Source organism: Algoriphagus sp. NF (genome assembly GCF_028823735.1).
Classification (GTDB): domain Bacteria; phylum Bacteroidota; class Bacteroidia; order Cytophagales; family Cyclobacteriaceae; genus Algoriphagus; species Algoriphagus marincola.
In genome coordinates, this window is the sequence record NZ_JAPEIB010000030.1 from 31,965 (window position 1) to 45,776 (window position 13,812).

A 13,812-nucleotide genomic window follows, 5' to 3' on the forward strand; every position below is an offset into this window, starting at 1 on the left:
GTAAAATTAAATTGTGTAGATTATTTGTTTAGGATTTCTTTAATTTTGATATGAGTTTTGATCATGTTGGAGCTCGCTTTAGCTACCACCTTACCGGACTCTTTTCGAATTACGGATTCCCAATGATTTAGGTTTGATCCTGAGCGAACTAATTTTGCGGAAACCTCAACTTTTTCTCCAAGCTTGGCCGAGGACAAAAAATCAACATTCAAATTGATGCTTGTCATCAGGACTTCGGATTCGGAGACAAAGTTTGCCATCCCGATGACATCATCCATCATCAAGGAAGCGATCCCGCCATGAAGGATTTTGGCTGGATTGCACATGTCAGGTCGGATGGTATAAGATACTTTGACGAAACCCGGCTCGATTTCCAATAATGTGCCCGACAACCAATTACCAGCTGCAGAGGGAGTTTGGTCGAGGGTTTTACCAATTTGGGATTTAAAAAACTCTAGTTGTGGTGAGGTCATAATTTGATTTAGTTTTCGATAATCCGAAAATAGTCTTCAAAAGTAGATTTGATAGCGTCTTTTTCAGATTCGGAGCCCCAAAGTGGTATTTTTTGATCTTCGTCTAGTAAAAACAGTTTTACCTCTTCTTCTAAGAGTTTTTGGAGCTGAGTAACCTGCTCCAAGTGATCAAACTTATTTCCATTTTCCAAATTCAATTGCCTTGTTTGACCATTTTCATCAAAAGACAATCGAATAGGCCAATCTATGTTCTTTGGCTCTAAATAGAGATAACTTTCATCCTTCTGACTGTTTAAAATGAGGACCAATATCAAGGTAGCCTCTTCACTATCTAATCCAAATCCATTATGTCGATAAAGGACCATTCCCGCATCGTTTCGATTCTCGCGGTCATAATTGATAGCTTTTAGATTGAGGAAATAAAGACGAGAAGACGAGGTCATCCGGAAAGTTCTGTCCTCTCCGGAGTTATTAGCACGATAAGAGTCAAAAAAAGAAAAAACCACCACCAAAAGGATAGAAGCCGCACCGAAGATTTTTATGATTTTTAGAAGCTCCGGAGTAAGAATGGGATCTTTGGAAGGCATGTTTTAGATTTCTTGAAGTAGCTTTTGGCGTGTTTCAAGTAATAAAACCCAGGCTGATTCGATATGTTTCTCCGTGACGTCGGTTTGCCCGATGACCCATCGAATTACATATTTCCCATTCAGTTTGGTATGAGAAAAGAATGCCTTCCCTGTTTCATTTACAGCTCCTATCCATTTTTCATTAAATTGATTTTCAACATTATGATCAGCCGAATCCAGTTTTTGTCGAAAGCAAATGGTATTAAACTTTACGGGAGCAAGTATTTCCAAACCCTTGGTTTCTTCGATCCATTGTGCCGCTTTTTGGGTAAGCATCAGGTGATGACGCAGCTTTTCTCGAATTCCATTAAGGCCATAGCTTCGGATCACAAACCACAGTTTCAAAGCACGAAACCTCCGACCCAACTGAATTCCCCAATCGCGGTAATTGTTGACTTCTTTGTCCAAATCGGTCTTTAGGTATTCAGGAGTGAGAGAAAATGTTTGGACAAGGTCCTTGGGATCCTTCAAGAATAAAACAGTGCAATCGAAATTGGTGAACATCCACTTATGTGGGTTGAAAACATAGGAATCCGCCGCTTCATGCCCTTTGATAAGACTTTGAAATTCGGGTAAAAGCAAAGCAGTGCCTGCAAAAGCAGCGTCGATGTGATGCCAAATGCCAAATTTTTGAGTGATTTCCGAGATTTTACCGATCGGGTCTACTGCTGTACTGGAGGTGGTACCTAGGGCAGAGACTACACAAAGAGGGGTTTTTCCGGCATCAATATCCTTTTGGATGGCTGCTTCCAAAGCCTCAGGTATCATCGCAAATTCCTCATCTACTTCAATTCTGACGAGATTTTCCACACCCAAACCTGCGATTCGAATCGCCTTGTCAATAGATGAATGCACATGGGAAGAGGAATAGATTCGGTAATGTTCTTTACCTGAGAAACCCTTCTCATTGATTTCCCAATTTGACTTTCGCTCTCGGGCAGTCAAAATCGCACTCAATGTGGCCGTACTTGCGGTATCGTGAATGACGCCTTTCCATTTCGAATCAATTCCTTTAGCATCCCGAAGCCAATCACAGACGCGCTCCTCGAGTTCTGTGGCGGCAGGAGAAGTGAGCCAAGACATGCATTGTGCACCCAAAGTGGACATAAGCATTTCTGCCAAAATGGAGGGCTCAGAATTATTCGCGGGGAAATATCCAAAAAAAGCCGGATGCTGCCAATGAGTCATTCCTGGCAAAATGATTTCCTGAAAATCGTGAAAGATCTTCTCAAAATCTTCTCCTTTTTCAGGTGCGGTGGCAGGCAATTGATTATAAATCTCTTTAGGCTTAACCAAAGGAGTTACCGGATATTTTTCCTTTTCTTCCAGGTAGTCCGCCATCCAATCCACCAGTTGGTGGGCATATTTTCTAAATTCTTGTTTATCCATTTTTCAATCTATCTCACATAGGAGCCCGAATTGATGTCTATTGACGTGCCTGTTGCATGATCTGCAAGTCCGGAGCAAAGCAAAGTCACCATCGGCGCCATGTCTTCCGGCCTGGCAAGTTCTTTAAGCGCAATATCTTTTAGAGCAAAGTCTTCCCCATACACTGATAAAATCTCATTGGCCATGTCTGTTTTGGTGAATCCGGGAGCTATCAAAAATGCCTTGATGCCTTGTTTGCCATAATGTCTAGCAATCGATCGGGTCAGGCTGACCAAGGCCCCTTTGGAGGCGGCATAGGCCAAATAATCCGTCGTGTCTCCCCGAAAGGCTGCCCGGGAAGAAATCATCACGATTCGACCATTTTCCTGTGCTTTTGCCTGATCGATAAACTCCTTACACAAAATGCCCACTGCAGTGGCATTGACTGCCATGGTTTTTTCCCAAACTTTCAGCCATTCATCCGTCTCCAAAGAATCGGGTGCTGAAGGGGATATCCCAGCATTATTGACCAAAGCGGAAATTGGGCCATATTTTTCTACCAATTTGGGGATAAAACCCATTACCTGATTAGTATCTGCTAAATCACAAGGCTCCAAATGAGAAGGGTTTTTCAATTCAGCCTGTAAACATTCTGCTTCTTTTCTGTTGGAATTAAAATGAATAATCACTTCTGCTCCTGAGTCGGAAAGTTGTTTTGCGATAGCACGACCTATACCGCGTGAAGCTCCGGTGACAAGGATTCTTTGATTTTCAAGGGAAACGTACATGATTTTTAAATTTTACCAGTTTTCTCGAAGGGCCAAATGCTGAATTTGAGCTAAATGATGTAATCCATGCCAAACATAAAGATGAATGGCTTCCGATAGAGGAACCTTTTTTTGAGATTCGGGATGGAAATAGCAGCGATCAAAATCCTCAGCACTCATGCTTTCAAGCAAAACAGCCCATTTAAAATGGATTTGTTTGAGCAAAACGATGGAGGATTCAATATCAAGATAGCTATCTGCCAAATTTGCCCATGACGCTTCCAAATATGGTTTGATGGTAGGTGTGTCCTCTGTCAAAGTGAGTTTAAAGCGGATAAAAGCATTCATATGGCTGTCAGCCAAATGGTGCACCACTTGCCTCACGGACCATCCGCCCGGTCGGTAAGGGCTATCCAACTGAGCCTTTGAAAGTTTGGCAGTCGCAGCTTCAATCAATTCTGGGAATTGGGTGATTTCTGAAATAGCCGTTTCCAAATCCGGCTTTTCAGGCATAGAAAACCTGCCAATGGGATATTTGAGTGATTCGATGTCTATCATGGTTTAGTACCCTCCGCCTGCAGCGATGGTAGCCAAATCTACTGTTTTTGCTCCATTCTCCCACAAAATAGTTGCTGAAGCAGCAAGCGTAGCGCCCGTGGTAATCACATCATCCACCAAAAGGAGGTTTTTGCCTAGTATCTGAGCGGTATTTTTTATCTCAAATACTCCAGAAACGTTCTCTATTCGTTCTATTCTCGACTTATTGGTTTGAGTTTCTGTCCATTTGCGTCTTTCCAGACAATTTTCGACAGAAATAGCCAAAACTTCCGCGATTCCTTTCGCAAACTCTTCACTTTGATTATATCCTCTTCGCTTGAGTTTTTGAGGGTGCAAAGGAACAGGCACGATAGCATCCCAAGTGCCGGCGAAGTCGGTTTCGATCAAAGTTTTACCAAAAAGATTTCCCAAAACCCTGCCTAATTCTGGCTTATTTCGGTATTTGAGCGTATGAAGTAGCCTTTGGCTCATACCCTTTCGGGAAAACTTCAAGAAAGAGATACAACGCGAGACGGGACAAAGACCTTGAAGTTTTTGTGTTAAGTCATTATCTATCGGTCGGAGGTGGTAACTAGATACAGGTAGTTTGTTTTTACAAATACCACAAAGACTCAATTCCCAATCAAAAAGGTTCCTTCCGCAAGACACACAATTTTGCGGAAAAATCAGATCCAAAAAATCTTTGAAGAAGAATAAACGCTTTGGATTAAAAGGCTGTTGTTCATGGGTCATACAGATATCTGTATATTTGCAGATTATTCAACACTAATGCATTAATTTAATGGGTTTATTGGAAGAATTCAACGATTACCGCGCTAAAATGAACGAGCGGATTCTCGCTGAGGACAATAAGGTGATCAAAAGGTTCTTCAACCTCGACACCAATGCTTATGCAGCCGGAGCGTTAGATATCAAAACCAAAGAAATGATTGGTTTGGCTTGTTCCATGGTGATGCGATGTGACGACTGCGTCAAGTACCATTTGGGATCTTGCTTTGAATCCGGAGTCACGAGAAAAGAAGTATTTGAGGTCTTTTCTATTGCTGTTTTGATCGGTGGGTCTATCGTCATTCCGCATTTAAGAAGAGCCGTAGAGTATTGGGAAACACTTGAAAATCAATAGTTTATAATGTTTAAAAGAGATCTTGATTTAGAAAGAAAGTGGGGAAAGTTGCTGCTAGAATTGGAAGAAACTATCGGTAAGAAACCCAAGGATCTCAATGGAGTCTTGTTTTTAATTGGGGTACAGGAACTTGGTAAGGGATCCAAGCATTTCTCTAAAGAAGAAAAGCAGGACTTGATGCACATTGCCATTTGTAAAGTTCTCAGCTATGCCGGTTATTACGAACTTGAATATGTAGACCAAGATGGATGGCCTCATTGGAATTTAAAACAAGAGTTACCGCACTTCGACTTGTTGGAGCAGGAGAAGTTGTTGAAAATCCAAGTATTAGAATACTTTGAAAAAGAATACGAACTGCAAATAGATTAAAATGAAAATTCTCTCCTATAATGTCAATGGAATCCGAGCAGCCATGAACAAAGGCTTCTCTGATTGGCTTGCGAAAGAAAATCCGGATATCATTGGTATACAGGAACTTAAGGCCCATGAAAACCAAGTAGAAACCCAGGTTTTTAAAGACTTAGGCTATAATTTGTATTGGTTTCCAGCTGAGAAAAAAGGCTATTCTGGTGTAGCTATATTTTCCAAATCCACTCCAAAAAATGTGAAGTATGGAATAGGTCTGGAAAAGTACGATCAAGAAGGCAGAATAATACAGGCAGATTTTGAGGACTTCTCATTCCTATCTGCCTACTTTCCATCTGGTACCACCGGTGATATTCGTCAGGACTTCAAATACGAATTCCTAGACGATATCTTTGGCTACATGCAAGACCTAAGAGAAGAGAATCCAAATTTGATCTTGAGCGGCGATTATAACATCTGCCATAAGCCTATAGATATTCACAACCCTGTGTCTAATAAAAACTCCAGTGGATTCCTTCCAGAAGAAAGAGCTTGGATGGATAAATTCACTGAATCAGGATTTATCGATACATTCCGTCATTTCAATCAGGATCCACATCAATATTCGTGGTGGAGCTATCGAGCAAATGCCAGAAACAAAAACTTAGGATGGCGAATAGATTATCATATGGCAACTCAAGCCATGGAAAGTCGTTTGAAAAGTGCTAATATTCTCCAAGATGTGATCCACTCAGATCATTGTCCTATCGCTTTGGAAATAAAGGAATTATAAAATTATTTGTTGCTATAGTCAAAATTTTATCATGAACTCCATAAAAATTTCAATCCCCTCATTAATCGATAATATCAAGATAATTGAAAGCTTCATCGATAATGCAAGGGAAAAGTTTGATATCAATGATGACATCTATGGCAACATCATGATTTCTGTAACAGAATGTATCAGCAACGCCATTCTACACGGAAATCAAAGTGATAAGGAAAAACTGGTTCATTTAGAATTAATGGCAGAGGATGACAAATTAAGTTTTGTCATCGAAGATGAAGGAAATGGGTTTGAAATTGATAATCTTCCGGATCCAACTGCACCTGAAAATATTGAAAAACCAGGGGGAAGAGGAATCTTCTTGATCAAGCATCTAAGCGATGAAGTAAAATTTGAAAACCAAGGAAAGAAAACCATTCTTTCTTTTTATATGGATTGAAATGGCGATTCATTTCTTTACTGAAGACACTAGCTTCAATTTACCTCAAAAAAGAGTGCGCAAAAGTTGGCTTAATTCACTTGCCACTTCAGAGGGTTTTCAAATCGTAGAACTCAATTACATTTTCTGCTCAGATGAATACCTTCATAAAATCAATTTAGAATATCTAAATCATGACACCTTAACTGATATCATCACATTTGATAATTCGGAAGATGAGAATGTCATAGAAGGAGACATCTTTATTAGCATAGACAGAGTAAAAGAAAATGCAAAGACTCATAAATCGGAGTTGCAACAAGAACTTAGCCGAGTCATAGGTCACGGATTATTCCACCTCATGGGTTATAAAGACAAGGAAGAAGAGGAGGTAAAAGCCATGAGAAGAAAGGAATCAGAAGGAATTAAATTATTCGAAGAATTAAGTGTTCCACGTGAAACAGGAAAATAACCCTTCCATGTTCCACGTGAAACAGTAAAGAAAATACACATGTTCGATCAATACGATGTTATTGTAGTAGGGGCAGGCCATGCAGGCTGTGAAGCAGCACACGCTGCCGCAAAGATGGGTTCCAAGGTGCTTTTATGCACTATGAATATGAACACCATTGCTCAGATGTCATGTAATCCTGCAATGGGTGGAGTAGCAAAAGGACAGATAGTCCGGGAAATTGATGCACTAGGAGGTATGTCTGGTATAATTTCAGACAAATCAATGATACAATTTCGGATGCTAAATCGATCCAAAGGACCTGCTATGTGGTCTCCTAGATCCCAGAATGACCGAATGCGCTTTGCTGAAGAGTGGAGATTAGCCTTAGAAAGAAACTCAAATGTAGATTTCTGGCAGGAAATGGTAACCGGTATTGTGGTGAAAGGTGGACGAGTAGTTGGCGTACGAACCGGTATGGGCATAGAAATAACTGGCAAATCTGTCGTTCTTACAAATGGAACATTCCTGAATGGAATCATACATATAGGCGAAAAGCAATTTGGAGGAGGAAGAACAGGTGAATCAGCATCAAAAGGAATCACCGAGCAATTGGTTGAATTGGGATTCGAATCCGGAAGAATGAAGACAGGGACACCGCCTAGAGTAGATGGTCGAAGTCTTGATTACTCTAAAATGGAAGTGCAATTCGGAGATGAGAATCCAGAAAAATTCAGCTATTCTGATGAAACAAGCCCTTTAAAAGAACAAAGAACTTGCTGGATTACTTATACGAATAAAGATGTTCATCAGACCCTAGAGACCGGTTTTGATCGTTCTCCCATGTTTAATGGACGAATTCAAGGCCTTGGACCTAGATATTGCCCATCCATTGAGGATAAAATCAATCGATTTGCAGAGCGCGAAAGACATCAAATTTTCGTGGAACCTGAAGGTTGGAATACGGTAGAAATCTATGTGAATGGCTTTTCAACCTCATTACCTGAGGATGTACAATATAAAGCCATGAGGCAGATTCCTGGATTTGAAAATGCAAAGATGTTCCGTCCAGGATATGCCATTGAATATGACTTTTTTCCTCCAACCCAATTGAGTCTAACCCTTGAGACAAAGCTGGTAGAGAATCTATTCTTTGCCGGTCAAATCAATGGCACCACGGGATATGAAGAAGCTGGGTCGCAAGGATTAATCGCAGGAATTAATGCTAGCTTAAAAGTTCAAAAGAAAGACCCTTTTATCCTTCAAAGATCAGAAGCATACATCGGAGTACTAATCGATGATTTGATCAATAAAGGTACAGAGGAACCTTACCGGATGTTTACTTCAAGAGCTGAGTTCCGGTTACTTCTAAGACAAGATAATGCAGACATTAGACTTACGGAGAGAGGATATCAGATTGGACTTGCAGAACAATCACGCTTCGATAAAGTGCAGAGCAAAAAAGAAGAAACTGCTCGGTTGATAAACGATCTAAAACAGAAAAAACTGGAACCTGCTATTTCCAATGAAATTCTTGAAGAAATAGGAACGGCAACAATTAGAGAAAAGATTTCAATAGAAAAGCTTTTAAAAAGGCCGCAGATAGGTGTTAATGAATTGAAAATGCTGGATAAGGACTTAGAAAGCTATCTTTCAGGTTTCGCCCAAGATGTACTGGAGCAAGCAGAAATCCAGATCAAATACGATAGCTACATCGAAAAAGAACGGCAAATGGTTGAGAAGCTATCGAATATGGAAGATTTCAAAATACCTCAAAAATTCGATTATTTGCAGGTTCCTGCTTTATCCGCAGAAGGTAGACAGAAGCTCAATAAAATTAGGCCAATTACCTTAGGACAAGCTTCAAGAATAAGCGGAGTATCACCCGCAGACCTTTCTATTCTTACTGTATACTTAGGAAGATAAAATGCTAAAGAGACTAAATAAATGCCCACTCTGCAAAAGTGGGCATTTTCTTAATTACCAAACCATCAAAGATTTTGCGGTAAGTCAGGAAGATTTTATCCTATGTCACTGCCAGGAATGCAACCTCTTATTTACGAATCCAAGACCAGGGAAAAATTCAATAGCTAAATACTACGAGTTCGATGAGTATTATTCCCATTCAGATGATTCAAATTCTTTTATCTCAAAAATTTACAATCAGATACGCCAAATAAATATCAAGAAAAAATATAAGCTAATCAGCTCTCTTGGTACGGATAAAAGTATACTCGACATAGGATGTGGTACCGGGGAACTCCTTAAGTTTTTTCAAAGTAAAAATTGGAAGGTATCCGGAATAGAACCAAGTAAAACTGCTAGAAAGCTAGCTGAAGAGAAATTAAAGGTTCAGATAGCCGAAGAACTAGAAAATATACCCTCAACGGAAAAATTTGATATCATCACATTATTCCATGTCTTAGAACACGTTCACGGACTAAGAAAAGCAGTAAAAAATGTTATAAATATCTTAAAATCAAATGGTTATATATTAATAGCACTACCTAATCACCAGTCTCCAGATGCATTGAAATACAAAGAATATTGGGCAGGATGGGATGTACCAAGACATCTTTATCATTTTGATACCAAAAGCTTTGATAATTTGGCCAACAAGTTTAATCTCCAAATAGTCGAGCGATATCCCATGACTTTCGACAGCTATTATGTCTCCTTGTTATCTGAAAAATATTTAAATCCTGAGAATCAAAACTTAACCTCTTTGGCAAAGTCTTTTATTTCAGGACTGGATTCAAATATGAAAGCAAAGGAATCAGGAAATTACTCTAGCATTCTCTACATACTTAAGAAGAAGTGAAAAAAATAAGAATTGTCATACTTTTTTTAGCTGCCATAAGTCTAAGCAGATGCGCTAAACAGTCTTCACCTCAAGGAGGACCAAGAGATGAAGAACCACCCAAACTGCTTCAATCTTATCCTGAAACTCAAGAACTAAACACGAGACCAGAGGAAATTGTACTGCAATTTGATGAGTATATCAAGCTGGACAATCCTTCCAAAAACATCATCATAACTCCAAGACTCCAAAAGGATGAAATCGTAACTACAGCTCTCAAGGATCGAGTTGTAATCGAATTGAATCAGGAATTAGAAGATAGCACTACTTACGTATTCAATTTCCAAAATTCAATTCAAGATTTATCAGAAGGTAACCCAGCAGAAAATCTAAAGATTGTGTTTTCTACAGGTCCATTTATTGACAGCCTAACCGTTTCCGGTTCTGTAAACCATTATTGGCCAAAGAGACAGTTTGACTACCGGGATGTAATCATTGGTCTATACTTAGAAAATGATACAACAGATTTATTCACAGCGGCACCCTATTACTTGACACGAGCAGATAGCTTAGGAAACTTTGTCATTGAGAATATACGAGCTAACAAGTACAGAGCTTACGCTTGGCATGACGCAAACAATTCCACCAAAGCTGAATCTAAATCAGAAGCCTACGATTTTTTGCAGGATACAATCACAATAGAAACAAATCTTGAAGGCCTTCAATTTAATTTATCACAAGCTGACTTAAGTGAATTAAGATTTTCGAGATCAAGCTTCACCAATGGTAGCTATGATATAATTCTCAATAAATCGACGGTAGAGGATAACATTGAAATCGAAGGACTAGGGGAATCCATATTCTATTCAAAGGAAGAAAGCACCTTAAAACTTTTCTCAATAGAAGGAATAACAGACAGTATCCAAGTCAATCTCTTATTAAAAGACTCTGTAGAAAATAAAATTGATACGGCTATTTGGGCCAAATTTCCCAAAAATGAACGAAAACCAGATGAATTGATAATTTCAGCCAATTCAGGATTAAATTTCACGGATACACTAAAGGCCCTTCTAAAATTCAATAAGCCTATCTTGGAGATTAAAACTGACTCTTTATTTATACCCGTCGATTCCACAAATCAAATACAGATAGACAGGGAAATGTTCTTCTTTACAGATAGTTTAAAAAGAACCGAGTTGGCCATTAACATTCCAGTATTAGATAGTTTACCTATACAGATATTCACCCTCACTGCAATGGACTCTACCTTTCTAGATATCACAGGCACCTACAATGGAGAGGCATTAAAAGCTAATTACAGGCAGATCAAACCAGAGACTTTAGCAGATGTATTGTCAGGAAGTATTGAAGGGAGTAATGGTCCATTTATACTCCAATTGCTAGACTCCAAAGGAGAAAAAGTACGTGAGGAAATTATTAAAGACGGAAATGAATTCACTCTTCAAAATCTACAACCAGGAAACTATCAATTAAGAGTAATCGAAGATAGCAATGGAAATAAACGATGGGATCCTGCTAATTTTTATGAAAATAGATTAGCCGAAAGAGTCTTCTATTTCAAGGATGATACAGGAAAAATTGGAGAAGTAATTCTCAAAAGCGGATGGACAAATGAGGGAATAATTATAAAAGCTAGCAAACCAACCGGATACTAGGGAGAGAAAATGCTGTGGATAAGTGGCAAAATGGAAGTGGAAAACAAGCTTCCATTAAATGGAAAAATACTACTTATCCATATAAGCATTCACGAAAAAAGATTGGATCCCAAGATCGGTGCAAAACTACTCATCTTTCCACTTTAAGAAATCATCTTATCAACAGCAGGATTAATAACATGCTTTCAACATCCAAGTATCAACAAGTAAAAACAATAAATAACAAAGAACTGATTTTTAGAGATTTACATGTTAACAAAATGGGGAAAAGCTATTTATAAATCAAGAAGAAATAGGAAAACAAGTGGAAAAATCAGTAAACAGTAATTATCCACTTATTAACACCCTTAATAACCTTAATAAGAAATTTTTTAAATCTTTTTCTTTTTTACAATTAGTATAAGAGGCGGTGGATAAACCTCTTCTGATGGAATATTTTTTTGCCTATATTGGTTCAGACAAAACAATAACCCAATGGACCTAAAACGCTTATTCGATCTCATTCCTTACCAGATTTCCAAATACAATAAAGAGGTAGCTCTTTCCCGAAAACAGGATGGTCAATGGATTACCTATTCCTCCAGAGATTTAAAATCCATAGTAGATAGCCTGAGTTTGGGATTTCTTGCCAAGGGAATCAAGTCTGAGGATAAGGTTGCCATCATTTCAGATAATAGACCCGAGTGGAATTTTATTGATTTGGCGCTACAGCAAATTGGTGCAATCTCCGTCCCCATGTATCCGACTATTTCTAGCGAAGATTACGCTTATATTTTCGGGCATGCATCAGTGAAAATGATTTTTGCTGGGGACCAGATCATCTTTGAAAAGGCCAAAGAAGCAGCAAAAGGGCAAGAGATTTTTACATTCGACAAGCTGGATGGAGCTGCTCATTGGGAAGAAGTGATGAAGCTGGGAGAGGATGGTGATTTGGCGCAACTGGAGTCAGAAAAGGATAAAATCAAATCAGAGGATCTATTCACCATTATCTATACCTCAGGTACCACAGGCAGACCAAAAGGAGTCATGCTTACCCATCACAATGTACTTTCAAATCTGCTATCGGTCTCAAACATTATGAGCCCCGTTCCAGGAGAGGGTAAAGTTCTCAGTTTTCTACCACTCTGTCATATTTTTGAAAGGACTGCCTCTTTCTGTTTTATGTATATGGGCTTTTCCATTTATTATGCTGAAAATCTCGAGAAAATTGGTGATAACCTAAAAGAAGTACAGCCACATCTATTCAATACGGTTCCAAGATTATTGGAAAAAGTCTATGATAAAATCGTCGCTAAAGGTTACGAGCTGACAGGCGTTAAAAAGCAACTCTTTTTCTGGGCACTTAATCTTGGACTAAAATATGATCCTTCCAAGGACATGGGTGGCTGGTATAATACCCAATTAAAGTTGGCCAATAAGCTGATTTTCTCGAAATGGAGAGAAGCCCTTGGTGGCAATATCATGCAAATCAATTCTGGCGCATCGGCACTCCAACCTAGATTAGCTCGAGTATTCTGGGCCGCGGGCATAAAAGTATGTGAAGGATATGGTCTGACAGAAACATCTCCAGTCGTGACAGCGACACTTACTGATCCAGAAAAAGTACGAATAGGCTGGGTCGGAAAGATTGTAAAAGATGTGGAAGTAAAAATCGCTCAGGATGGAGAAATCTTGGTTAAGGGACCCAATGTCATGCAAGGATATTATCGCGAACCTGAGATGACCGCAGAAGTACTAAAAGGCGGTTGGTTTCATACAGGAGACATCGGTGAACTTGACGGAGATTTCCTACGGATTACTGACCGCAAGAAGGAGATGTTCAAAACATCAGGTGGAAAATATATTGCTCCTCAACCGATGGAAAATAAATTTAAAGAGTCTACTCTAATCGAGCAGTTGATTGTAGTCGGTGATGGCCAAAAATTCCCCGCAGCTTTGATCGTCCCTAGTTATGACGGACTTCGGGAATACTGCAAGCATAAAGAAATCCCGTACACGACTGATGAAGAAATGATTGCCCGACAGGACATCATCGAAAAGTATCAGCGTGAAGTTGATAGCTTCAATAAATATTATGGTAAATGGGAGCAAATCAAAAAATTCAAACTGCTTTCACAGCCTTGGGGCGTGGATAGTGGGGAGCTAACGCCAACCATGAAATTGAAGCGGAAAGTCATCCATGAAAAATTCCAAAAGGAGATTGCGGAAATATATGCTTAGTAAAAGCATTTGATTCAAATCAAAAATTCGATTCTTCATCAAAATTTAACCTTAGGCTTCATCTCAGAATTAAATTCTGAAATTGAAGCCTTTTTTATAGAATATTTTGTTTAATACTTTATTAGTGAATTTTTAATAAATAATATTTTATGACTATTCGTGATGTTGCACGTATGGGTAGACAGCCGCAATAATGAGTC

Annotated in this window: 15 protein-coding genes; 9 read left to right on the top strand and 6 right to left on the bottom strand. The window is 39.1% G+C overall.

The features are described from left to right. Positions 1 to 20 precede the first annotated feature (20 nt). Genes OU792_RS13855 through OU792_RS18645 form a run of 6 tightly spaced genes read right to left on the bottom strand, consistent with a single transcriptional unit; the run spans position 21 to position 4,263 of the window. On the bottom strand, positions 21 to 473 hold the full coding sequence (locus OU792_RS13855; protein WP_035483554.1) for a PaaI family thioesterase: 453 nt from the start codon (positions 471 to 473) through the stop codon (positions 21 to 23). An 8-nt stretch (positions 474 to 481) separates the two neighbouring features. Continuing rightward, entirely contained in the window at positions 482 to 1,060 is a 579-nt protein-coding gene (locus OU792_RS13860; RefSeq protein WP_134200127.1) for a hypothetical protein, read from the bottom strand. Positions 1,061 to 1,063: 3 nt separating this feature from the next. After that, positions 1,064 to 2,488, bottom strand: coding sequence for a pyridoxal phosphate-dependent decarboxylase family protein (locus OU792_RS13865; protein ID WP_134200129.1), 1,425 nt, complete (start codon positions 2,486 to 2,488; stop codon positions 1,064 to 1,066). Positions 2,489 to 2,496: 8 nt separating this feature from the next. Next, positions 2,497 to 3,255, bottom strand: a complete 759-nt coding sequence (locus OU792_RS13870) for an SDR family NAD(P)-dependent oxidoreductase (RefSeq protein WP_134200131.1) — start codon at positions 3,253 to 3,255, stop codon at positions 2,497 to 2,499. 12 nt (positions 3,256 to 3,267) lie between these two features. Next, a complete protein-coding gene (locus tag OU792_RS13875) occupies positions 3,268 to 3,792 on the bottom strand; it encodes a YfiT family bacillithiol transferase (protein ID WP_134200133.1) in 525 nt (174 codons plus the stop codon). Between the two features lie 3 nt (positions 3,793 to 3,795). Further along, on the bottom strand, positions 3,796 to 4,263 hold the full coding sequence (locus tag OU792_RS18645; RefSeq protein WP_342453738.1) for a ComF family protein: 468 nt from the start codon (positions 4,261 to 4,263) through the stop codon (positions 3,796 to 3,798). Between the two features lie 310 nt (positions 4,264 to 4,573). Here OU792_RS18645 and OU792_RS13885 point away from each other — a divergent pair, with 310 nt between their 5' ends. The 9 genes from OU792_RS13885 to OU792_RS13925 all read left to right on the top strand — a co-directional run bounded on the left by OU792_RS13885 (position 4,574) and on the right by OU792_RS13925 (position 13,612). After that, positions 4,574 to 4,915 carry a carboxymuconolactone decarboxylase family protein gene (locus tag OU792_RS13885; RefSeq protein WP_026946204.1) on the top strand — a complete coding sequence of 114 codons (342 nt, stop codon included), beginning with the start codon at positions 4,574 to 4,576 and terminating at the stop codon, positions 4,913 to 4,915. Positions 4,916 to 4,921: 6 nt separating this feature from the next. Beyond that, complete coding sequence (locus OU792_RS13890; protein ID WP_024284208.1) at positions 4,922 to 5,284, top strand: hypothetical protein; 363 nt, start codon at positions 4,922 to 4,924, stop codon at positions 5,282 to 5,284. A gap of 1 nt (position 5,285) precedes the next feature. Then, positions 5,286 to 6,053, top strand: a complete 768-nt coding sequence (locus tag OU792_RS13895; protein WP_134200137.1) for an exodeoxyribonuclease III — start codon at positions 5,286 to 5,288, stop codon at positions 6,051 to 6,053. 31 nt (positions 6,054 to 6,084) lie between these two features. Next, entirely contained in the window at positions 6,085 to 6,486 is a 402-nt protein-coding gene (locus tag OU792_RS13900) for an ATP-binding protein (RefSeq protein ID WP_024284210.1), read from the top strand. A 1-nt stretch (position 6,487) separates the two neighbouring features. Beyond that, positions 6,488 to 6,937, top strand: coding sequence for an rRNA maturation RNase YbeY (gene ybeY / locus OU792_RS13905; RefSeq protein WP_134200469.1), 450 nt, complete (start codon positions 6,488 to 6,490; stop codon positions 6,935 to 6,937). Positions 6,938 to 6,976: 39 nt separating this feature from the next. Continuing rightward, the gene (mnmG, locus tag OU792_RS13910; RefSeq protein ID WP_134200139.1) at positions 6,977 to 8,842 is read left to right on the top strand and encodes a tRNA uridine-5-carboxymethylaminomethyl(34) synthesis enzyme MnmG; all 1,866 of its coding nucleotides are present in this window, start codon (positions 6,977 to 6,979) and stop codon (positions 8,840 to 8,842) included. A gap of 1 nt (position 8,843) precedes the next feature. Further along, the gene (locus tag OU792_RS13915; RefSeq protein ID WP_134200141.1) at positions 8,844 to 9,737 is read left to right on the top strand and encodes a class I SAM-dependent methyltransferase; all 894 of its coding nucleotides are present in this window, start codon (positions 8,844 to 8,846) and stop codon (positions 9,735 to 9,737) included. Continuing rightward, on the top strand, positions 9,734 to 11,392 hold the full coding sequence (locus OU792_RS13920; protein WP_274670488.1) for an Ig-like domain-containing domain: 1,659 nt from the start codon (positions 9,734 to 9,736) through the stop codon (positions 11,390 to 11,392). The genes OU792_RS13915 and OU792_RS13920 overlap by 4 nt, the downstream gene beginning before the upstream one ends. Positions 11,393 to 11,866: 474 nt before the next feature. Then, the gene (locus OU792_RS13925; protein ID WP_134200145.1) at positions 11,867 to 13,612 is read left to right on the top strand and encodes an AMP-dependent synthetase/ligase; all 1,746 of its coding nucleotides are present in this window, start codon (positions 11,867 to 11,869) and stop codon (positions 13,610 to 13,612) included. The last annotated feature ends 200 nt before the right edge of the window (positions 13,613 to 13,812 follow it).

Bases quoted from the DNA above. Each gene is read 5' to 3' on its own strand.
- OU792_RS13855 (WP_035483554.1), bottom strand. From the start codon at position 473: ATGACCTCACCACAACTAGAGTTTTTTAAATCCCAAATTGGTAAAACC.
- OU792_RS13860 (WP_134200127.1), bottom strand. From the start codon at position 1,060: ATGCCTTCCAAAGATCCCATTCTTACTCCGGAGCTTCTAAAAATCATA.
- OU792_RS13865 (WP_134200129.1), bottom strand. From the start codon at position 2,488: ATGGATAAACAAGAATTTAGAAAATATGCCCACCAACTGGTGGATTGG.
- OU792_RS13870 (WP_134200131.1), bottom strand. From the start codon at position 3,255: ATGTACGTTTCCCTTGAAAATCAAAGAATCCTTGTCACCGGAGCTTCA.
- OU792_RS13875 (WP_134200133.1), bottom strand. From the start codon at position 3,792: ATGATAGACATCGAATCACTCAAATATCCCATTGGCAGGTTTTCTATG.
- OU792_RS18645 (WP_342453738.1), bottom strand. From the start codon at position 4,263: ATGAGCCAAAGGCTACTTCATACGCTCAAATACCGAAATAAGCCAGAA.
- OU792_RS13885 (WP_026946204.1), top strand. From the start codon at position 4,574: ATGGGTTTATTGGAAGAATTCAACGATTACCGCGCTAAAATGAACGAG.
- OU792_RS13890 (WP_024284208.1), top strand. From the start codon at position 4,922: ATGTTTAAAAGAGATCTTGATTTAGAAAGAAAGTGGGGAAAGTTGCTG.
- OU792_RS13895 (WP_134200137.1), top strand. From the start codon at position 5,286: ATGAAAATTCTCTCCTATAATGTCAATGGAATCCGAGCAGCCATGAAC.
- OU792_RS13900 (WP_024284210.1), top strand. From the start codon at position 6,085: ATGAACTCCATAAAAATTTCAATCCCCTCATTAATCGATAATATCAAG.
- ybeY (WP_134200469.1), top strand. From the start codon at position 6,488: ATGGCGATTCATTTCTTTACTGAAGACACTAGCTTCAATTTACCTCAA.
- mnmG (WP_134200139.1), top strand. From the start codon at position 6,977: ATGTTCGATCAATACGATGTTATTGTAGTAGGGGCAGGCCATGCAGGC.
- OU792_RS13915 (WP_134200141.1), top strand. From the start codon at position 8,844: ATGCTAAAGAGACTAAATAAATGCCCACTCTGCAAAAGTGGGCATTTT.
- OU792_RS13925 (WP_134200145.1), top strand. From the start codon at position 11,867: ATGGACCTAAAACGCTTATTCGATCTCATTCCTTACCAGATTTCCAAA.